Consider the following 19828-nt stretch of genomic DNA (forward strand, 5'->3'; position numbering starts at 1 on the left):
CGGAAAAGGGAAGAAGAAATCGCACACTTTCCGCGCACTCGTGTTGCGCCGCTCGCAGTGCCCCCCGGGGTCGGTTTTCTGCTTGGACTAGCGGGTCCCCTTACCGAAAAATGGGGCAATCCCGTTTGTGCCTCCCTGAATGTTGTTTTTTCTGATGGGTGGTCGTGGGTCTGTTATGCGTTCTTGGTGGGCTATTTCGGCCGATCCAAAATTGAGTCAGCGTTGCTGTCCTCTTTGGGGTTGGCTATCGGCGTGGTCACATACTATGTATTCAAGGACCTGAGCCCCACCGTCCCGGCCGGACTGGAATCTGGCGCCACCGGCGAGGTAAATTACTCCAGTATACTTGTATGGGGAATGGCAGCTTTCGCCCTTGGGGCACCCGTCGGGCTCTTGGGTAACCTGGCGCGAATTCCAAGTGTCGGCGGTCTCCCATTCCGACTGGTTGTTCCGCTCGTAGCGCTTTTCGAGACCTCCATGCAACTGGCTGCAGAGGCGGATGGGCAACGGGCGGTCCTTGGAATTACTTGGAATGTTATTCGGTTCATCGCGGGCGTTGTTGCTTTGGCTCTAGTAATTCACGCCATCCGGAGTCGGTGGCACTCTCGGCGTATTCGTTCCGCGGAGTCTGATCAGCACCGCGCCAGAAGGGACACTTCGCCCTTGTGACCTTCTGAAGTCCAGCCTCGATTTCGTCAGCTGGGACCGTCGGTCGTTGATCGGCCCAGCGGAGCGCCCGTGTCTCCCGGGGTGGTGCGGTCCTCTCCTCTTCGGTTCTCGTCGGGGCGAGTGTCGGTCGGTCAGGCGATGGCTGGGAGGGTGGTCAGCCGCCACCAGACGGTGATGAAGGCGCCGGCCCAGGGCCGCCAGCTCCCCAGGGGGTTACCGAGTCCCCCGCCGAGGCTGCTACGACGGGCTCCACCATCCCGTCGGGTGACCACGTCATGCGGGGATCAGATACGCGTGCGCGTGTTCCCCTCACCCCGGTCTATGGCTGGGTAGAGACGACAACTACGAGTAGTGGTGAGCGCGCGACACACCGCTCACTTTCACCACCCACCAACCCCGCAGCCGATTGCAAAACCCCGTCAGGTCTCGCACTTTGGCCGAGCAGCGGACGGCTGCCCTCTCGTCGAAGTCACCCCAGGCACCGCCCCCGGCCCCGCAACCGGCCGGGGGCGCTCGTGTACCCACCCAGAGTCACTGTGCTTCTTCGGGCGGGCCACTGATCGGGTGACAATCGTGAAGCGTAACGAGCGAGGCCCCCGGGCAGTTGATCGAGATGTCTGACGTCTCAACCACGCTGGTCAGGGGCCTCGTTGGTCGTCTATCCTGCCGCACTCGACCTGCCACATGCGCTCGTGGAGTGGGTCACCATGCTCATCGTCACCCGTGAGGGTGACCGCCGCTGCAAGCTCCGTCCGTCCCAGCGCGCGATAGTGGCACTGGTGTACCTGCGCGAGCACACCACCCTGGCGAAGGTCGCTGCCGGGTTCGGGATCAGCGAGTCCGCCGCCCACGCCTACACCAGCGCGGTCATCGACCTCCTCGCCGACCGTGCACCGGGCCTGCTGAAGGTCCTACGCGAGCAGAATCCGGACTTCGTCCTCCTGGACGGCACGCTCGCCTGGCTTCGACACTTTTCGATGGCCCCGGACGACAGCTTGGGTTCTAGAGGTGGTCGCAGCACCAGACCCTGAGGGGTGTTGCATTGACCAAGCCGCGGCGGACCGGCGGATTCTGGCGATCGTCGCAACACGCGATCACTCAAGTGTTGCGACGAGCCTAGCGAAGAGCTCGGCGGGTGTCCGCCAGCCGAGGGTCTCCGCCGCGAGGACGCAGACGGCTCGCGGTGGGGTGCGGTAGTGGGCAAGGGTGGGCGGTCCGAGCCCGCCGTAAGTCGGCTGGTGCGGCTCGACGTCCTCCGGGTGGGCGACTTCTTTCCCGTTCAGGGCCAGGACATAGGACAGCCCTCGCTCCGTCAGACCGAGCCGGAACGGGGTGCCGACGCCGTAGCCGGCGTCAGCGACCACGACCGGCGCCTTCAACTGCCACTGGGCGAGTGTGTCCAGCAGGCCGAGCGCGAGACGCCACTTCTCCTGGTGCACCACGTCGTCGGGGACTCCTGCCCTGCGGCATCGGTCCGGCTCGTCCGTCCACTCGCGCGGCAGATACAACTGCCACTGCAACGGGCACGAGGCGGTGTCGGTGGCGGCATGGACACTGACCGAGACCTGGCAGTTCGCCCGTTTGCCGACCGCTCCCTAGTATTAGCGGGCCACCCCCACCGACGCTGTGCCGCACTCGGGGAACGACACATCGTCGATCACCCACACCTCAGGAGTGATCACCTCGGACAGCCGCTCGGCGATCCGCTGCCTGACCGGCAGCGGATCCCACGGCGACTGGTTCACGAACTGCTGCAGGGCCTGCATGTTCCCGTCCGGCAGCCGCTCGGCCATCGGCTGGACCGACTTGCGCCGGCCGTCCAGCATCAGGCCCCGCACATAGCACTCGCCCCACCGGAGCTGATCCCGCCGCGGCAACGATCCGAACACATCGGCAACGAACTCCGCCAACTCGGCCCGGAGCCGTTCCACTTCCCCCAACCTCACCCCGGGAAGCTTCCCACGATCAGCCGAGATCACTCAACGTAACGAAGCGCTACTAGAGACATACAAGTCGATCGTCCAGGCGCGCCCACCCTCACTGTTCACGCCGCAGAGTGAAGTGCAGAGAAGTTCAGTACTCCGCCGAGCATCGGCACTCTGGAGGGCTCCCGCTTCTACAAGATCAACGGGAGCTACTACATCTTTCTGACCCGTCCGGCCAACGGTCAGTACATCCTGAGGTCCACCAGTGGCCCCTTCGGCCCCTACACCCTGCGGCAGATCCTGCTCGACCTGCCGGGGCCGATCTCCGGCGGAGGCGTTCCGCACCAGGGCGGGCTGGTGCGGACCCAGAGCGGTGCCTGGTACTACATGGCTTTCGTCGACGCCTATCCCGGCGGCCGTGTGCACCCGCCCTGGCGCCCGTCACCTGGACCTCGGACGGCTGGCCGGTCGTCCAGCTCGTGAACGGCGCGTGGGGCAGGTCGTATCCCGGTCCGGTCGGCCCGCCGCCACCCCGGCAGGTCACTCCCCTGACCGGTGCCGACACCTTCGACGGAACGGTCCTCAAGCCCAGGTGGGAGTGGAACCACAACCCGGACAACGGCACGTGGTCGGTGAACAACGGTCTGACCCTGCGCACCGCCACGGTCACCGACGACCTGTACTGGGCGCGCAACACCCTCACCCACCGCATCCAGGGACCCACCTCCACGGCGACGGTCCAGCTCGACCACTCCGCGATGCGGGACGGCGACCGGGCCGGACTCGCGCTGCTGCGAGACTCCTCCGCCTGGATCGGCCTGAAGCGGGACGGCGGTGCGACGCGGGTGGTCATGGTCGACGGGCTGACCATGGACGGCAATGGGAACACCACCGGCACCGGGATCGAGCGGGCGAGCGCGAGCGTGCCGGGCGGTCGCCTCTGGCTGCGGGCGAGCGCCGACATCCGTCCCGGAGCGTCCCGGCCCGGCACCTTCTCCTACAGCGCCGACGGCGTCACCTTCACCCGCCTCGGCCCTGCCTTCGCCCTGGGCAACGACTGGCGGTTCTTCATGGGTTACCGGTTCGCCCACTTCAACCACGCCACGCAGGCGCTGGGCGGCTCGGTCCGCGTGACCCGGTTCGAACTGTCCACCCCCTGAGCGCCCCCCACCGGCGAACCGGACGAAGCCGAAGGCCGCTCTTGGCTCGGACCTCGCATAGCGGCTACCGGCTCGTACCGTGGTCGCTCTTGCAGACGGTCAGGGCTCGGGGGACGCCCCTGGTGCGGCTCGGTTCACCGGCGGTACGCCTCCGCTGACCGGTTCTCACGGACCCGGCCGCTGGCCGTTCTGGCCGACCGCGCGTACTCCTCACGCGCCATCCGCGCCCGCCTGCGGCGCCGGGGCATCCGTGCGGTCGTCCCACAGAAGTGACGGTGCTGCCCGGTGCCCTCGCCTGTGCGGCGTGATCCGAACGACGGACCCTAGGCCTCCCGCCCCCACGGACGTAGCTTCTCCGGGTTGCGGACCGCCCAGATACGGGTGACGCGGCCGTCGGAGATGTCGAACGAGGCCACCGTCATGACGACACCGGCGTGCTGGGCCACCAAGCCCGGCGCACCGTTGACCGACCGTTCCAGGAGTTCGAGCCCCGGCGCCTTGTCGGCGATGGCGACCATGTACTGGGCGATGCGCGCGCCGCCCTCGACGGGGCGCAGGGCCGCACCGGCCTTGCCGCCGCCGTCGGCGGTCATCACGGCGGCCGGGTCGAGGATGCGGACGAGGGCGGCGATGTCCTTGCTCTCCCACGCCTCCTTGACGTGCCTCACCACGTCGGCCCGTCCGGGCGCGGTCCGCTGGGAGCGGGCGACGCTCACCCGCCGCCGGGCGGAGGCCGCAAGCTGTTTGCAGGCCGCGGGAGTTCGGCCGAGGACGTCGGCGATCTCGGCGAACGGGTACCGGAAGACGTCGTGCAGGACGAACGCCACCCGCTCGGCGGGCGTCATCGACTCCAGGACGACGAGGAAGGCCACGGAGACCGACTCGTCCAGGACGATCTGGTCGGCGGGGTCCGCGGGACCGGTGGCGCCGGAGCCGTCCGCGGGGCCCCACTCGGCGCGGTCGGGCAGCGGCTCGGGCAGCCACGCGCCGACATAGCGTTCCCGGCGGGCCCGGGCCGATCCGAGCACGTCCAGGCAGATGCGGCTGGTCACCGTCGTCAGCCAGGCGCCGGGGGACAGAATCTCCTCCCGTCGGCATCGCGGCAGCGCGTACCAGCGTGCGTAGGCGTCCTGCACGGCGTCCTCGGCTTCGCTGACCGAACCTAGCAACCGGTAGGCGACATTGATCAGTTGGCGTTGCTCTCCGGCTATGCCGTCCGTGCTCGTGCCGACCGTCCCCATGGTGTGGCGTCCCCCTCGCCTTACCTTTCGCAGCCCCGCGTCGTCGGGCTGGTGAGACCTTATCGATCTCTCGCCCCGGGGCGGAAGAGAGGACTGTGACATGGCTACTCAGGTGACGGCGACGGCACGGCGTGGCGCCACGTTCCTGCAGATCGCGATCGCCCTGCAGACCCTGACCATCTTCCTCCAGGCGGTCTCCGCCGGATTGCTGCTGTCCTCGTCCTACGGGGAGACGCTGCACAGTGCCGGGGCGCGGGTGATGTACGGGGCGTCGATGCTGTACGTGCTCGCGGCGGTGCTGGCGTGGAAGCCGGGCGGCGGCTCGCCCCGCCCGATCTGGCACGCGTCGGGTTTCCTCGCACTCGCCTCGCTCCAGGTCGTGCTCGGCATCGCGCACGTCCCGTCGCTCCATCTCCCCCTGGGGGTACTGATGTTCGGTCTGAGCGTGCTGGCACTGGCCCGGCGGTGAGGTCCAGTACAAGGCCCACCCCCTCCGGCGGCTCCGGAAACCCATGCGCCCCAGCCGCTTCTTACCTCCGCGATTCGGCCGCCCCCCGGCCCCGGCGGACAGTGGCAACGTCTGGCGTGCGGACGCGCCCTGTACCGCCGGACGCCTTGCTGATCCTGGACGAGCCGACCTCCCGGATGGACACGCGGGGCGAGCATGCCGTCTTCCTGGAGATCAAGAGGATCGCCTCCGAACGCATGACGATCGCCGTCACCCATCACCTGGAGAACACCCGGCTCGCCGACCGGGTTCTGGTCATGGACCAGGGCCGGGTGAGCGAGCAGGGGACGTATGAGGAGCTCGTCGACGCCGGCGGCCTGTTCGCCGAGCTCGTCGCTCTGGCCAACGACCGCTGATGCCACCGGGGTGGGCCCGTGTCTCCGCGCCGCGAGCCCGCCCCCGCCCTCCCAGTGGAACAATCGGCCCTACGAGTCCGAGCCGAGGAAGCCGGTCAGCACACCGTGGAACGAGCAGACCTCCCCTTTCCGCCTTCTCCGTGGCACCTCACCGGTGACATGATCGTCTCGGTGTGGCGCGTCCCCGTGGGCGATCTGCCGTCCTGGCAGCTGCCGCCCGGGGTCCGCCCGTGGGTCGTGCGGCGCCGTGCCACCCTGGTCACGTTCTGGGTCGACTACCGGCCCGGCGGCGTCCTCGCCTACCGTGAGTTCCTCATCGCCCTGGCCGTGCGTCAGGGCCACCGCCTCACCGCCTGCGCCGTGTCCGCATGGGTCGACGACGAACGGTCCCTCGCCGGGGGACGCGCCCTGTGGGGCATTCCGAAAGAGCCGGGCACGATCACGGTCCGGACGGACGGCCGGGGCGCCCGGGGCGAGCTGACCGCTCCCGGGATTCCGGCGGTCCGCCTCACGTACCGCGACGTGCTGCGGCTGCCCCTCCGGCTGCCCGCCCGCGCCCACCTGGTCCAGCAGTTGTCCGGCGGTTCTCAGTGCCGTGTCCGCATGCGGATCACGGGACGACCGGCCCTGGGCCGTGGCCGCGTCACGACCGGCCCCGCGTCTTCCCTGTCCGTCCTCGGCCGGCACCGGCCGTTCCTCTCCCTCGCGCTGCGTGACTTCCGCGGCGTCGTGGGCGGCCCGGCCGATACCGGCCATGCATGACGCGCACCGCTCAGCAGCAGCGGCTGTGGGTGCGGGTCTCCTGCTGCCTCAGGCGCAGCACCTGGTATTCGCGGCGGGTCGGGACCGGGGCGAGCGGATGGTGGTGCCGGTGCCGCTCGCAGTGACGGTCGTACTCGGCCTCGCCGGTCAGCTCGCGCAGATACCAGCGCACGGCCCGTACCCAGCGCCGGATCACGAGCGGGCTCCGGCTCCGGCTCCGGCCAAGGGCTCGATGGGGCTGCCCGACGGGTCGATGCGGGACTCGACGTACGGCGCCTCGGTGGTCGGCAGCGGTGTCGTGGACCGTATCGCGCGTACGCAGACCACCGCCGCGTTGCCGATCACCACCGCGACCAGGAGCAGGAAGAGGGCGATGAGGACGCCGTCCACGGTGGAGTTGGTGATCACGGTGTGCATGTCGGCGGTCGTCTTGGCGGGGGCGAGGACCTGACCGGCGTCCAGGGCTTCGGCGTAGTGGGCCCGTTGGGCGAAGAAGCCGATCTTCGGGTCGGCGGAGAAGATCTTCTGCCAGCCGGCGGTGAAGGTGATCGCGGTGACCCAGACGAGCGGGACACCGGTGACCCAGGCCCAGCGCAGACGGCCGGACTTGACCAGGATCGTGGTGCAGACGGCGAGGGCGATGGCGGCGAGGAGCTGGTTGGCGATACCGAAGAGAGGGAAGAGCTGGTTGATTCCGCCCAGGGGGTCGGTGGCGCCGGTGTGGAGGAAGTAACCCCAGGCGGCGACGACCAGGCCGCTGCACAGCCAGATGCCGGGCTTCCAGTTGACCCGGCCGAGCGGCTTGAAGACGTTGCCGAGCATGTCCTGGAGCATGAAGCGCCCGACGCGGGTGCCGGCGTCCACGGTGGTCAGGATGAACAGCGCCTCGAACATGATGGCGAAGTGGTACCAGAAGGCCTTCATCGCCGTGCCGCCGAAGACCCCGGAGAAGATCTCCGACATACCCACGGCCAGGGTGGGCGCACCGCCGGAGCGGGCGATCAGGGTCTGTTCCTCGACCGCCTTCGCGGCCTGGGTGAGCTGATCCGGTGTGATGGTGAAGCCGAGGCCGGCGACCGCGTGGGAGGCGGACTCGGCCGTCGTGCCGAGCAGGCCCGCCGGGGCGTTCATGGCGTAGTACAGGCCCGGCTCCAGCGTCGCCGCGGCGATCAGCGCCATGATCGCGACGAACGACTCCATCAGCATCGCGCCGTAGCCGATCAGCCGGACCTGCGATTCCTTCTGGATCAGCTTCGGGGTCGTGCCCGAGGAGACCAGGGCGTGGAAGCCGGACAGCGCGCCACAGGCGATCGTGATGAAGAGGAAGGGGAACAGCGACCCGGCGAAGACGGGGCCCGCTCCCGAGGCCGCGAAGTCGGTCACCGCGTCCGCCCTGAGCACGGGCGCGGCCACGATCACGCCGACCGCGAGCAGCGCGATGGTGCCGATCTTCATGAAGGTGGAGAGGTAGTCGCGCGGCGCCAGCAGCATCCACACCGGCAGCACGGAGGCGACGAAGCCGTAGCCGACCAGGCAGAAGACGAGGGTGGTGGGGCTGAGGGTGAACGTGTCGGCCAGGGAGGAGTTCTGCACCCAGCCGCCGCCGACGATGGCGAGGAGGAGCAGGGCGACGCCGATGAGGCTGGTCTCGACGACCCGGCCGGGGCGGACGCGATGCATCCAGAAGCCCATGAACAGCGCGATGGGGATCGTCATCGCGACGGAGAACGTGCCCCACGGGGAGTGGGCCAGGGCGTTCACGACCACCAGGGCGAGCACCCCGAGCAGGATGATCATGATGGCGAAGACCGCGACCAGGGCGGCGACTCCACCCGCCCGGCCGATCTCCTCGCGGGCCAGCTGCCCGAGCGACCTGCCGTCCCGGCGCATCGACAGGAACAGCACCACCATGTCCTGGACCGCCCCGGCGAAGATCACTCCGGCGACGATCCACAGCGTGCCCGGCAGATAGCCCATCTGCGCCGCGAGGACCGGCCCGACCAGCGGCCCGGCGCCGGCGATCGCGGCGAAGTGGTGACCGAGCAGCACCCTGCGGTCGGTCGGCTGGAAGTCGACGCCGTCCTCCAGGCGTTCGGCGGGAGTGGCCCTGCGGTCGTCGGGCGCCAGGACGCGGCGGGCGATGAAGCGGGAGTAGAAGCGGTAGGCGATGGCGTACGAACCGAGCGCGGCGACGACGAGCCAGACCGCGGAGATCTTCTCGCCCCGGGCCAGCGCGAGGACGCCCCAGGCGACGGCGCCGAGCACGGCCACACCGGTCCACAGGAGGACGGACCGGAGCGGCATACGTGACTTTCCGGGCGCTGGCAGGTCGGTTTCGGGCAGGGTGGACACAGGCATGGCGGCTCCTCACCGGGGCGGTGCTGGGCACCTCGTGTCACGGGGCGCCCGGAGATCAGCGACGGCGGCTCTCCCGTCCGCTGTCGGTCTGTGCAAGAGTTGCCCACCCGCCGGAACCGGTTGACAGCGAAAGTCCAGAACATTTCCCGCCGGTTTCGTGTCCTCCGATCGGGGTCGCCGCGCAACTCCCCCGTGAGGAATCAGGCACACCAAGGACGGTGACCCATGGCCGACGGCACCATGACCGCGACGTTCCTCGCCGTGATCGGCGGAGCGTCGCTGCTCGCCGTCACCGCGCGGCGCCTGCGTCCCAGCGACCGGCTGCCGTCCCTGGAGGGCTGGGCACTGGCGGACCGCAGCCTGGGACCGGTGTGGACCTGGTTCCTGCTGGGCGGCACGATCTTCACCGCGTACACCTTCGCCGCCGTACCGGGCCTGGCGTACGGCAACGGGGCTGCGGCCTTCTTCGCCGTGCCGTACACGGTGATCGTCTGTCCGCTCGCCTTCGTGCTGCTCGGCCGTCTGTGGACCGTGGCCCGGGCGCACGGCTACGTCACCGTCGCCGACTTCGTCCGCGGGCGGTACGGGTCCGCGCCCCTCGCGCTGGTCGTGGCGCTGACCGGGATCCTCGCCACCATGCCCTACCTGGCGCTGCAACTGCTCGGCATCCGGGCCGTGCTGACGGCCGGCGGGGTGTATCCGCGCGGGGCGGCCGGTGACCTGGTGATGGTGGCGCTGTTCGCGGGACTCGCCGTGGCCACGTACCGGCACGGGCTGCGCGCGCCCACCGTCATCTCGGCGCTCAAGGCGGTGGCCGTGTTCGTGTCGCTCACGGCGGTGACCTGGCTGGTCCTGGAGCGGCTGGGCGGGCCGGGTGCCGTCTTCGAGGGAGCGGCCGGGCGGCTCGGCGACCGGGCACTGGTCCTGACCCCGGCCCAGCAGCCCGCCTACGCCACCCTCGCGCTCGGTTCCGCGCTGGCCCTGCTGATGTACCCGCACGTGCTGACGGCGGGCTTCGCCGCCGACGGGCCGCGCACCCTGCGCAAGGTCTCGGTGGCCCTGCCCGCCTGGACGGCACTGCTCGCGCTCTTCGGCGTCCTGGGTTTCGCGGCGCTCGCGGCCGGGGTGCGGGCCCCGGACGGCGGAGCCGAGGCGGCCGTACCCATGCTGGTCGACCGGCTGATGCCGGGGCCGCTGGCCGGGCTGGTGTTCGGCGCGATCACCGTCGGGGCGCTGGTCCCGGCGGCGGTGATGTCGATCGCGGCCGCCACCAGCTTCGTCCGCAACGTGTACGTCGAGTACGTGCATCCCACGGCCACCCCCAAACGGCAGGTCCGCATCGCCAAGGCCGTCTCGCTGATCGCGAAGGCCGGGGCCGTCGCCTTCGTGATCGGGCTGCGCGACCAGGACGCGATCAACCTCCAGCTGCTCGGAGGGGTCTGGATCCTGCAGATCTTCCCGGCCGTGGCCGTCGGCCTGTACACCGGACGGCTGCATCCCCGGGCGCTGCTCGCCGGGTGGGGCGTGGGCATGGCGGCCGGGACGTTCCTGGTCGTCCACGAGGGATTCTCCTCCATCGTGGGCCTCGGCTCGGGGCCGCCGGAGATCTACGCCGGCCTCGCCGCGCTCGTGCTCAACCTGATCGTCGCGGTGGCGGGCACCGCCGTACTCGAACGTCTCGGCGTCCCGCGCGGCGCCGATCTGACCGACCTGCCGTCCCGCCTGACCGTCGGGCGGCGTCCGGAGACGGGAGCGAACCAGCAGTGAGACACAGACACCCGATACCGGTGCCGGACCAGGGCGTCGAGGCACTGGCGCCGGCGCCGGCCGACCCGGCGGAGGTGGAGCGCGAGGCCGGACTCGCCGGGCTCTTCGAGCTGCACTACGCCTCGATGCTGCGTCTGGCCGTGCTGCTGGGCGCGGACGACCCGGAGAACGTGGTGGCCGAGGCGTACTACCAGATCTACCGGAAGTGGCGGCGCCTGCGGGACACCGAGGCGGCGGAGGCGTATCTGCGCTCCACGGTGTGCAATCTGACGCGGATGCGCATCCGGCACCTCCAGGTCGCCCGCAAGCACACGGAGAACCCGCCCGAGGAGACCGTCGTCTCCGCCGAGAGCGCGGCGCTGCTCCGTGACGACCAGCGTGTCCTGATCGACGCGCTGCAACAGCTGCCGGCCCGGCAGCGCGAGGCACTCGTGCTGCGGCACTGGCTCGGGCTGAAGGAGGGCGAGATCGCCGCCGCGATGGGCATCTCCCCCGGTTCGGTGAAGACGCACACCGCGCGCGGCCTCGCCGCACTGACCCAGGCGATGGAGGCCCGGCGATGAACCACACCGACCCGGACCGCACGGAGCGGGAGCTGACCGAGGCCCTGGCCGCTCTCGCCGGCGGGGTGCGCGCCGCGCCGGACGCCTATCGCACGGCACGGGGTGAGTGGCTGCGCCGCGAGCGCCGCCGCCGGCTGGTCCTCGCCGTGCTCGTGGCCGTCGTGTTCGCGTTGGCCACACTGATCGGCCTGTGGGTGCTGAACGAGGCGCCGTCCCATCCGGGAGTGATCTTCTCGGGCCTTCCGGACACCCAGGGCGGCACCGGGTAGGCGGGCAGGTCGGCGACGGCCCTGCCGCACCCGGACGGTGGGACAGTGTGATCACTCGCAGGACGCGTCGGAAGGGAACCTCGGCATGGCCGTCATCCATCACACCACCCTCAAGCCGACCAAGCTGGAACTCGTGACCTCCTGGCTGCCGTCCCGCCCGTGGTACCGGGGCGGCGCGGCCGAGCCGGCGTTGGCGAAGGCGGGCGGGTTCCGGCTGGACGATCCGAGCGGCGAGGTGGGCATCGAGTTCATGGTGGTCACCGACACCTCCGGCCACCGGCCGACCACGTACCTGGTGCCGCTCACCTATCGCGGCGGCCCGCTCGAAGGGGCGGAACACGCCCTCGTCGGCACGATGGAACACGGCGTGCTGGGACGGCGCTGGGCCTACGACGGCTGCCACGATCCCGTGCTCGTCGCCGAGCTGACGGCGCTGATCGGGGGACGGGCGCAGGCTCAGGACCAGGACGTCAGCGACGCGCCCGCGCAGGGGGTCGTCGTCGCGAGCACCGGCGAGGACTCCCCTTTTTTCACGGACTTCACCGTCACCGACGACCGGGAGGGCACCGCGCTGACCACGCCCCAGGGTGCGGCACTCCGCCTGCACCGGGTCCTGGAGCCCGTCCCGGACGGCCCGCCCTCCCCTCCGCACGGCGCGATCGGCCACGTCACCGGCGCCTGGTCGATGCCGGACGGCACCCGCACCCAGGGGGTCTTCGCCGTGCTGCACAGCGCCGGACCGGCGTAGGCGGCCGAGGGCCGGCCCCTTCACGGGGTGCGGAACCCGCGGAACGTCACGTGCTTGCGGGTCTCGAAGCCGAGCCGTTCGTAGAGCGCGAGCGCCCCGGTGTTCGCCTCGGCCACGTGCAGGAAGGGACGTTCGCCGCGAGCGACGACGCGTGCGATGTGCGCGCGCAGCAGGCGGACGGCGTGCCCCCGCCCGCGGGCCTCGGGGGCGGTGCAGACGGCGCTGATCTCGGTCCACCCGGGAGGCCGCAGCCGCTCCCCCACCATCGCCACCAGCGTGCCGCCGTCGCGGACGCCGAGGTAGGTGCCGAGTTCGTGCGTGCGGGGCTGGAAGGGCCCCGGCCGGGTCCGCTCGACGAGGTCGAGCATCTCGGGCACGTCCTCGGCGCCGAGTCGGACGACGCCGGTTTCCGAGCCCTCAGGTGAGGGGTCCGGGACACTGCCGCCGGCCCAGACCATCTGGCGGCCCTCGAGGACGAAAACCGGTTCCCAGTCCGGCGGCGGTATCGCCGGGCAGCTGAACATGTCCGCGAACTCGCCCGGTCCGAGCAACTTGGCCAGGTCCTGCCAGGCCGCCGCGTCCGGCTCGGCGGGCACCGCGGAGAACGTCGCGACTCCGGGTACATAGGTGGCGGCACCGCCGAGGCGGCGGGCGAGATGCGCGTGGTGCCCGCGGAGCGATTCGCCCACCGGGTCGTCGAGTGCGGCGGCGTCGCTGAGGCCCGTCATCGTGCTGCGCCTTTCCGTGTCCTGCCGGAGCCCGTCGGCCGGCGGGCCGACGCGGCCGTCGGATGTCGGATGTCGGATGTCGGATGTCGGCAGCCATGCTAGTCAGCGCGTCACGACCGCATCCGGGCACTACCGGAGATAGGCGGCCGGCGGGACGTTCTGCCTGCGGACGTCACCGGCGACGAGTCCGGCGAGCCGCTGGGCGCCGTACGTCTCGAAGTGGGTGTGGTCGTTGCAGAAGAAGGCGCCCACGGGCGACGGCACGGCCGAGGTCGCCATGAAGACCGCCGACGGCACCCGCGACGGCACCGGCGCGGTCATCGGTGACTCCTCCCCCGACCACCGCGACTCCAGCGGCTACGTCCTGTCCGGGCCCGGGTTCCTGACGATGTTCAACGGCCGGACGGGCAAGGCGATGCAGACCGTGGACTACGTCCCGGGCCGCGGCACCGTGTCCTCCTGGGGCGACAGCTACGGCAACCGCGTCGACCGTTTCCTCGCCGGAGCCTCGGCCGCCGCCCTGTGGCTCACCTTCCCGAAGGTCACCGGCGACGCCGACGGCGCCCGCGTCCTGCGCAGCGTCCTGATGAAGCCGGAGTCCGAGGACCACGTGCGGCGCCTCCATGACCGGGTCGTGCGTCTCGCCCGGCCATGAGCGGGCCGCCGGAGTTCACGTCAGGTCGTGGTCGCCCCGGAGTGCGTGCGCCTCCGCGAGGAGGAGGTAGCTGCTGGCGGTCCAGGTGTAGGCACGGTCGCGCAGGCCCGTCCCGACGAGGGCGTCGAAGTTCTCGGCGAAGCCGTGGGTTTCGCACAGGGCGCGGAAGCGCGTGCTGATGTCGTCCGCCAGGCGGTGGTGGCCGGCGCGGCGCAGCCCGTCCTCGATGAGGACGGTGGCGGGAGCCCAGATGGGGCCGCGCCAGTAGCCGTCGTCGAGGTAGTGGGGTGACGTCGGCAGTTCGGTGGCGAGGCCGTACGGGGTCAGGTGGGCCTTGATGTGGTCGGCCAGGGCGCCGCTGACGTGGGCCGGGAGATGCTCGCCGAGCACGATGGGCATCAGGTCGAGGAGACTCGTGCTGCTCCAGGTGTCTCCCGTGCCCACTCCCCGGGTGACGAACCGGTCGTCCTTCCAGAGCTGGTCCAGCAGGGCCGTCTGAGTCTCCTCGGCGGCTCGCAACCAGGCGCGGGCCTCGTCCTCCAGACCCAATCCGTCCGCCAGATGGGCCAGTTCACGGAACTGGAGGACGAGGAAGGCGGACAGGTCGGCGGTCTCGACCACCCGCCCGGGGTCGAAGGTGGTGGCGTTGTCCCAGCCGCTGTCGTTGCCGTGCTGGTAGTGCGGGAAGGCGGAGCCCGGGACGCGGCGGGCGGTGAGCCAGAAGTTCGTCCAGCGTTCCAGCCGGCGGTAGACCTCGCTCCGTTCGGCCGGGCCGGGAGGCTCCGGCAGGCGGCGGCGCAGATGGCCGAAGGCCCAGCCGTGGATCGGCGGTTTGACGAAGTTGTGCAGGACCTCGGAGTGCGTCACCGAGTCGGGCAGGGCGCCGCTGCCGTCCTGGTGGTCGAAGGGCAGGGCGAACTGGTCACGGGCCAGTTCCGGGCAACCGGGCGCCAGGGCCAGGGCGTTGAAGCAGTGGTCCCAGCTCCACACCTTGTTCATCCAGTGCTTGGACATCAGCACCGCGGGGCGGGTGACCAGACCGGCCGGGTTCACGGTGGCCGACCAGAGCACGTAGGCGGCCAGTCCGGCGGCCGGAGTGGCGGGAGAACGCCAGGGGGCCACCGCGTCCACGAACGCGGCGAACGAGTCCTGCGCGGCGGCCACGACGCCGGCGAAGTCCGCGGGGGACGTGTACGGCGGGCGGGCGGTGCCGAGTTCCTCGATCGCCATCTCCCAGGTCCCGCCCGGCCCGGCGGCGGTGGCGACACCCCGATCGGCGCTGCCCAGCGTCTGGGCGCCGGTCGCGTCGAGGCCGCCGGACAAGGCGGTGACCCGGTACCGCCGTCCCGTCTCGTAGGACGTGAACACGTGGGCCCCGGCGGCGGCGTCGTGGAAGAAGTAGCTGCCGCTGAACGGCGTCAGGGTCCGCGCGGCCGCCCTTACGGCCATCCCCAGGCCGCTCCCCCGCAGTCGCACGGTGTCCGGCGCCTCGTAGGCGAGGTCGACGCGCCCGTCCGCGCCGATCCAGCTGAGCAGGCCCGGTCTCGCCTCCACTCGGGTCCGGGCCCGATCGCCCGTCACCGGGTGCAGCGGGGTCAGGCTCAGCACGGCGTGCATGCCGTTCTGGTGGGAGACCAGGTGCAGATCGTCGGCGTACGTCTTCTCGGCCACCACGGGCGAGATACCGAACCAGGATCCGTAGGTGCTGAACGGGATGTCGTGGACGGAGAAGGCCGGGCCGGAACGGCTGGCGGTCATGAGGGGTCACTCGTTTCTCGAGCAGGGGGAAGGTCAGTCCTTGACCGCGCCGGCCGTCACGCCGGCGGCGACGTAGCGCTGGGCCAGGACGAGGATGACCGCGGCGGGCAGCGAGGCCACGACGGCGGTGGCCATGATGGCGTTCCACTCCTGGTTGTTGTTGCCGATGTAGTGGTAGATGCCGAGGGTGATCGGCTCGTGCGCCCCTCCGTTGACGAGGGTGCCGGCGAAGACGAAGTCGGACCAGGACCACAGGAACGCGAAGAGCGACACCGTCACCGCGGCGTTGCGGCTCATCGGCAGGATGATCGACCAGAAGGTGCGCACCGGGCCGGCACCGTCCGTCCGGGCCGCCTGGAGCAGTTCACCGGGGATGCCGGACATGAACGCGGTGAAGATGAGCACCGCGAAGGGGACCGCCAGGGTCGAGTCGGCGACGATCAGCCCGGGGACGGACTGGAGCAGTCCCAGTTGCAGGTAGATGGCGTAGAAGCCCATCGCCATGATGATGCCGGGGATCATCTGCGCGGCGAGGAGGAGGAAACTCAGCACTCCCCCGCCACGTGGCCGCAGTTTGGCCAGGGCGTAGCCGGCGGGGGCGGACAGCGCGACGGTGAGGACGACGGTGCCCAGGCCGATGACCAGGCTGGTGCCCAGGTAGGGCAACTGCTCGTCGAGGACGGTGCGGTAGCCGGCCAGGGTGCCGTGGACGGGGAACAGATCGGGCGGTGCCTTGCGCATGTCCTGGTCGCGGGTGAGGGACACGTTCAGCATCCAGTAGACCGGGAAGAGCATGATCGCGGTCAGCAGGACACCGACGGTCGTCTTTCCCCGGGTGCGTCGGCTGTTCATGAATACGCCTGCTTTCGCTGGACCCTCATGTAGACGAGGCCGAACGCCAGGGCGGCCACCACCAGCAGGTTGCCGACGGCCGCGCCCGGGCCGAAGGCGGGCAGCAGGTTGCCGAAGCCGAGCCGGTAGGACCAGGTGGCGAAGGTCGTGGAGGCGTCCGCCGGGCCCCCCTTGGTCATGATCCAGATGATGTCGAAGACCTTGAGCGTGTAGACGAGTCCGAGGAGCAGTGTGATGGCGGAGACGGGACGCAGCAGCGGGAAGGTGATGCTCCAGAAGCGGCGCCAGGCGCCCGCTCCGTCGAGGGCGGCTGCCTCGTACAGGCCGGAGGGGATGGACTGCAGGCCGCTGTAGAGCACGACCAGGTTGAACGGCACGCCGATCCAGATGTTCGCGATGATCACCGAGGTGAGCGACCAGGACGGTGACGTGAGCCAGTTGACGGCGTCCAGGCCGATGGCGTGCAGTGCCGCGTTGACGATGCCGGAGTCGCTGTTGAACATCCACGACCAGGTCGAGGCCGACACGATCAGCGGCAGCAGCCACGGGACGAGGAACAGCGCCCGCAGGGTCGCCGAGAGCCGGAAGTGCTGGTTGAAGAAGACCGCGAGGGCCAGCCCGAGGGCGTACTGGAAGACCAGGCACACGCCGGTGAAGACCACGGTGTGGAACAGGGCCGGGGCGAAGGCCGGGTCGTCGAAGACCTTCCGGTAGTTCTCCAGGCCGGTGAACGGGGCATCGCCCTGGACGAAGGAGCGGACGGTGTAGTCGCGCAGGCTCAGGTCGAGGTTGCGGTAGAGCGGATAGGCGTAGAACAGGGCGAGATAGAGGGTCACCGGGGTGAGGAAGGCCCAGGCGGCCCACTGCGGGGAGGCGGGCCGGCGGCTTCGCGGGGTGCGGTCCGGGGGCGGGGCGGCGGCCCCGTTCCGGACCCGCACAAAGCGGTGGTCCGGCGGCTGGAGGGTCTGTTTCACCGGTCCCCCGTCACTCGACCGAGGCCTGCGCGGACGTCAGCGCGTCCTCGGGCGACTTGGACCCGCTCAGTGCGGACTGCACGGCCTTCCACAACTGCTCGGAGATCTTCGGGTACTTGGTGCCCAGGTCGTCGCTGGTGCGGCCCTTGGCCGCCTTGACCGCGTCGGCCCATGGTTTCAGTGCGGGGTCGGCCGCCACCTGCTTCCTGCGGACCTCCTCGGTGGGGGCGACGTAGGACAGGGTGGTGTCGGTGTCGTACAGGTTCGTCGAGCTGGTCAGGCATGCCGTGAGCTTGCCCGTGGTGGCGTAGCGGGCGGTGTCGCTCTGGACGGGGACGGTGACGAACTCACCGCCCGTCGGGGCCGCGGCGTCTCCTTCGCCGGTGGCCGGGATGGGCAGGACACCGAAGTCGAAGCCGGCCTTCTTTGCGGCCGCGAGCTGCCAGGTGCCGTTCTCGGCGAAGGCGTAGTCCCCGCTCGCGAACTCCTGCCAGCTGGTGGTCTGGGTGTTGTTCAGGACGGAGTTGGGGGCGTAGCCCTTGTCCAGCCAGTTCTTCCACAGGGACAGAGCGGAGACGGCCTGGGGGGAGTCGAGCTCCGTGAGCTTCGCGCCGGAGCCCCAGAACCACGGCAGGAACTGGAAGCTGCCCTCCTCGGTGCCGATCGCGGAGAAGGTGATGCCCTTCTTGCCCGTCTTGCCGACCTTGGCGAGGGCTGCCGTCAGCGACTTCCAGTCCTTGACGGAGGCGATGTCGGCACCGGCCGCCTCGAGGACCTCCTTGTTGTAGTAGAGCGCTAGGGTGTTGGCCCCGATCGGGGTGCCGTAGGTCTTGCCGTCCGACTGGCCGGCTGCGAGGAGGTTGGGGTCCACGGCGGAGGTGTCGAGCTTGTTCTCGTCGGTCGTGGTGAGCACGCCCGCCTCGGCCAGGGTCGACACCACGGGGTTGTCGACGATGAGCACGTCCGGGGAGTTGCCCTGCTGGGCCGCGAGCAGCGTCTTGTTGGCGAGGTCGCTGGTGTCGAAGCCGGTCCGCTCGACCTTCACGCCGGCCTTGTCGCCGCAGGCGTCCAGCAGCTTCACCCACGCCGAGCCCTTGGAGAACTGGGGGTAGGGGTCCCAGATGGTGTAGGTGCCGCTGTCCGCGCCCTTGGTGCCGGTGCTGCCCGAGCCGGAGGAGCAGGCGGTGCCGGCCGCGGCGAGGACGGTCGACACGGCCACTGCGGCGAGGCGCCGTCTGGAGGAGCTGTGCATCGCGGGTTCCTTCGTTCTGGGCACAGGGGTGCCGTGGCGGGGGCGATGTGGGGCAAGCGGGCACACCGGAGGGAGGCGGTGAGGGGTGTGCTCGAAGAAGACGGGGAGAGGAAGGGCGGGGCCGGGGCCGGATCAGGGCTGTGGGGAGCCGGAGGCGGGGCCGGTGCTGGCCCGCAGCGAGATGGGAGGTGTCAGCAGGTGGTGCCTGGCGGGGGCGCCGGGCTGGTCCAGCCGCTCCACCAGCAGTTCGACGGCTCGCCGGCCCAGTTCCTCCGCCGGCACGTCGGCGGCGGTGAGCTGCGGGGTCACCGTCTCCGCCCACCGGCTCGCCACCACTCCGGTGACGGAGAAGTCGCGAGGCACATGGCGGCCGGCCCGGGCCAGCCCTCGGTACAGGCCGCCCAGCGCGGCCTCGTTCAGGGTGACCAGGGCGGTGGTCTCCGGGTCGTCGTGCAGGATCCGCTCCAGGCAGGTCTGGCCGGCGGCGGCGTCGTCCCCGCAGCAGTACGTCCGGACGGTCAGCCCGCGCTCGGCCGCGGCCTTGGTGAAGCCGTCCAGGCCGCGGTGAGCGGATTCGTACCCGGCCCGCAGCAGTTGTTCGGGCCGGTTGACGAAGGCCACCCGGCGGTGGCCCAGGTCGGCGAGGTGGTGGACGCACGCCGCCGCCAGCGCGGTGTGGTCCAGCCCCACCCACCAGAGGTTCTCCGGGTGGGCGGTGCGGCCGATGGCGACGGCCGGGAAGTCCAGGGCTGCCAGGTGATCGGCCCGGTCGTCCTCCAGTCGGATCTCCATCAGGATGGCACCGTCGACCCGCCGCTCCCCCAGCAGCCGCTGGAAGGACCGGTCGCTGTCCACGCCGCTCGGCGACAGCAGCACGTCGTAGTCGTAGGCCGCTGCGGCCTCCACGACACTGCCGATGAAGTCCAGCTGCATCCCGGTGTAGTGGTTCCCGGCCGGCGGGAAGACGAGGCCGATCGTGCTGGTGCGCCCGTTGGCCAGGGCGCGGGCACTGGCGCTGGGCCGGTAGCCCAGCTCGTCGACCACCTGCTGGATCTTCCGGCGGGTCTCCTCCGAGACCGGGCGCTTGCCGCTGAGTGCGTAGGACACGGTGCTGCGGGAGACACCGGCACGTCGGGCGATCTCACCGATGTTCACAGCAACTCCTGGCTCGTCGAACCGGTTCGCATGGCAGGAACGTAGGAACTGCCCCGACTCCTGTCAACACCTCGAACAAGCATCGCTGGTCCGCTCGTCGAACGCCCGAGATCCTCGTGCCGCGGGGA

The 19828-nt window shown here is 70.5% G+C and carries 16 protein-coding genes and 6 pseudogenes; 11 read left to right on the top strand and 11 right to left on the bottom strand.

From position 1 onward, the window contains the following. Window positions 1-1319: 1319 nt before the first annotated feature. Window positions 1320-1625: pseudogene (locus tag AB0937_RS14050) on the top strand (transposase family protein); the annotation flags it as partial. 216 nt (window positions 1626-1841) lie between these two features. Here the strand turns inward: AB0937_RS14050 and AB0937_RS14055 are convergent. After that, window positions 1842-2615, bottom strand: a pseudogene (locus AB0937_RS14055) (IS701 family transposase); the annotation flags it as partial. A 126-nt stretch (window positions 2616-2741) separates the two neighbouring features. Here AB0937_RS14055 and AB0937_RS14060 point away from each other — a divergent pair. Then, window positions 2742-3754: pseudogene (locus tag AB0937_RS14060) on the top strand (xylosidase); the annotation flags it as partial. 168 nt (window positions 3755-3922) lie between these two features. Further along, window positions 3923-4021 (top strand): annotated as a pseudogene (locus AB0937_RS14065) (IS5/IS1182 family transposase); the annotation flags it as partial. 56 nt (window positions 4022-4077) lie between these two features. Here the strand turns inward: AB0937_RS14065 and sigJ are convergent. Next, window positions 4078-4995 carry an RNA polymerase sigma factor SigJ gene (gene sigJ, locus AB0937_RS14070; protein WP_366711727.1) on the bottom strand — a complete coding sequence of 306 codons (918 nt, stop codon included), beginning with the start codon at window positions 4993-4995 and terminating at the stop codon, window positions 4078-4080. Between the two features lie 100 nt (window positions 4996-5095). Here sigJ and AB0937_RS14075 point away from each other — a divergent pair, with 100 nt between their 5' ends. The 3 genes and pseudogenes from AB0937_RS14075 (at window position 5096) to AB0937_RS14085 (ending at window position 6621) form a co-directional block, all read left to right on the top strand. Then, window positions 5096-5464 (top strand): hypothetical protein, encoded by a 369-nt coding sequence (locus AB0937_RS14075; protein ID WP_366711729.1) that lies wholly within the window; start codon window positions 5096-5098, stop codon window positions 5462-5464. A gap of 93 nt (window positions 5465-5557) precedes the next feature. Continuing rightward, window positions 5558-5859, top strand: a pseudogene (locus tag AB0937_RS14080) (ABC transporter ATP-binding protein); the annotation flags it as partial. Between the two features lie 159 nt (window positions 5860-6018). Then, window positions 6019-6621, top strand: a complete 603-nt coding sequence (locus tag AB0937_RS14085; protein WP_366711731.1) for an acetoacetate decarboxylase family protein — start codon at window positions 6019-6021, stop codon at window positions 6619-6621. A 10-nt stretch (window positions 6622-6631) separates the two neighbouring features. On the opposite strand, the gene AB0937_RS14090 is transcribed toward AB0937_RS14085, so the two are convergent. Next, window positions 6632-6817: a YbdD/YjiX family protein gene (locus AB0937_RS14090; protein ID WP_366711733.1), complete on the bottom strand. Its 186-nt coding sequence runs from the start codon at window positions 6815-6817 to the stop codon at window positions 6632-6634. Next, window positions 6814-8979: a carbon starvation CstA family protein gene (locus AB0937_RS14095; protein WP_366711735.1), complete on the bottom strand. Its 2166-nt coding sequence runs from the start codon at window positions 8977-8979 to the stop codon at window positions 6814-6816. The genes AB0937_RS14090 and AB0937_RS14095 overlap by 4 nt, the downstream gene beginning before the upstream one ends. 225 nt (window positions 8980-9204) lie before the next feature. Here AB0937_RS14095 and AB0937_RS14100 point away from each other — a divergent pair, with 225 nt between their 5' ends. The 4 genes from AB0937_RS14100 (at window position 9205) to AB0937_RS14115 (ending at window position 12326) form a co-directional block, all read left to right on the top strand. Then, a complete protein-coding gene (locus tag AB0937_RS14100; RefSeq protein WP_366711737.1) occupies window positions 9205-10746 on the top strand; it encodes a sodium:solute symporter in 1542 nt (513 codons plus the stop codon). A 14-nt stretch (window positions 10747-10760) separates the two neighbouring features. Further along, window positions 10761-11309 carry a SigE family RNA polymerase sigma factor gene (locus tag AB0937_RS14105; RefSeq protein WP_366711867.1) on the top strand — a complete coding sequence of 183 codons (549 nt, stop codon included), beginning with the start codon at window positions 10761-10763 and terminating at the stop codon, window positions 11307-11309. Further along, complete coding sequence (locus AB0937_RS14110) at window positions 11306-11578, top strand: hypothetical protein (RefSeq protein ID WP_366711739.1); 273 nt, start codon at window positions 11306-11308, stop codon at window positions 11576-11578. The genes AB0937_RS14105 and AB0937_RS14110 overlap by 4 nt, the downstream gene beginning before the upstream one ends. Window positions 11579-11663: 85 nt before the next feature. Further along, window positions 11664-12326, top strand: a complete 663-nt coding sequence (locus tag AB0937_RS14115; protein ID WP_366711740.1) for a 1,4-alpha-glucan branching protein — start codon at window positions 11664-11666, stop codon at window positions 12324-12326. Between the two features lie 20 nt (window positions 12327-12346). On the opposite strand, the gene AB0937_RS14120 is transcribed toward AB0937_RS14115, so the two are convergent. Together AB0937_RS14120 and AB0937_RS14125 are read right to left on the bottom strand one after the other, a co-directional pair. Beyond that, window positions 12347-13054 (bottom strand): GNAT family N-acetyltransferase, encoded by a 708-nt coding sequence (locus AB0937_RS14120; RefSeq protein ID WP_366711741.1) that lies wholly within the window; start codon window positions 13052-13054, stop codon window positions 12347-12349. A 129-nt stretch (window positions 13055-13183) separates the two neighbouring features. Continuing rightward, complete coding sequence (locus tag AB0937_RS14125; RefSeq protein WP_366711881.1) at window positions 13184-13333, bottom strand: hypothetical protein; 150 nt, start codon at window positions 13331-13333, stop codon at window positions 13184-13186. Between AB0937_RS14125 and AB0937_RS14130 the strand changes: the two are divergent. Further along, window positions 13308-13559: pseudogene (locus tag AB0937_RS14130) on the top strand (rhamnogalacturonan lyase); the annotation flags it as partial. The gene AB0937_RS14125 and the pseudogene AB0937_RS14130 sit on opposite strands and share 26 nt — an antisense overlap. Window positions 13560-13724: 165 nt before the next feature. Here AB0937_RS14130 and AB0937_RS14135 read toward each other — a convergent pair. From AB0937_RS14135 to AB0937_RS14155, 5 genes are all read right to left on the bottom strand, one after another. Further along, complete coding sequence (locus AB0937_RS14135) at window positions 13725-15467, bottom strand: trehalase family glycosidase (RefSeq protein WP_366711742.1); 1743 nt, start codon at window positions 15465-15467, stop codon at window positions 13725-13727. Window positions 15468-15500: 33 nt separating this feature from the next. Continuing rightward, entirely contained in the window at window positions 15501-16319 is an 819-nt protein-coding gene (locus tag AB0937_RS14140) for a carbohydrate ABC transporter permease (protein WP_366711743.1), read from the bottom strand. After that, entirely contained in the window at window positions 16316-17257 is a 942-nt protein-coding gene (locus AB0937_RS14145; protein WP_366711869.1) for a sugar ABC transporter permease, read from the bottom strand. The genes AB0937_RS14140 and AB0937_RS14145 overlap by 4 nt, the downstream gene beginning before the upstream one ends. A gap of 46 nt (window positions 17258-17303) precedes the next feature. Continuing rightward, complete coding sequence (locus AB0937_RS14150; protein ID WP_366711745.1) at window positions 17304-18545, bottom strand: sugar ABC transporter substrate-binding protein; 1242 nt, start codon at window positions 18543-18545, stop codon at window positions 17304-17306. A gap of 132 nt (window positions 18546-18677) precedes the next feature. After that, the gene (locus tag AB0937_RS14155) at window positions 18678-19700 is read right to left on the bottom strand and encodes a LacI family DNA-binding transcriptional regulator (RefSeq protein WP_366711747.1); all 1023 of its coding nucleotides are present in this window, start codon (window positions 19698-19700) and stop codon (window positions 18678-18680) included. Between the last annotated feature and the right edge of the window lie 128 nt (window positions 19701-19828).

It is taken from the genome of Streptomyces sp. NPDC047880 (assembly GCF_040706515.1).
GTDB lineage: Bacteria > Actinomycetota > Actinomycetes > Streptomycetales > Streptomycetaceae > Streptomyces.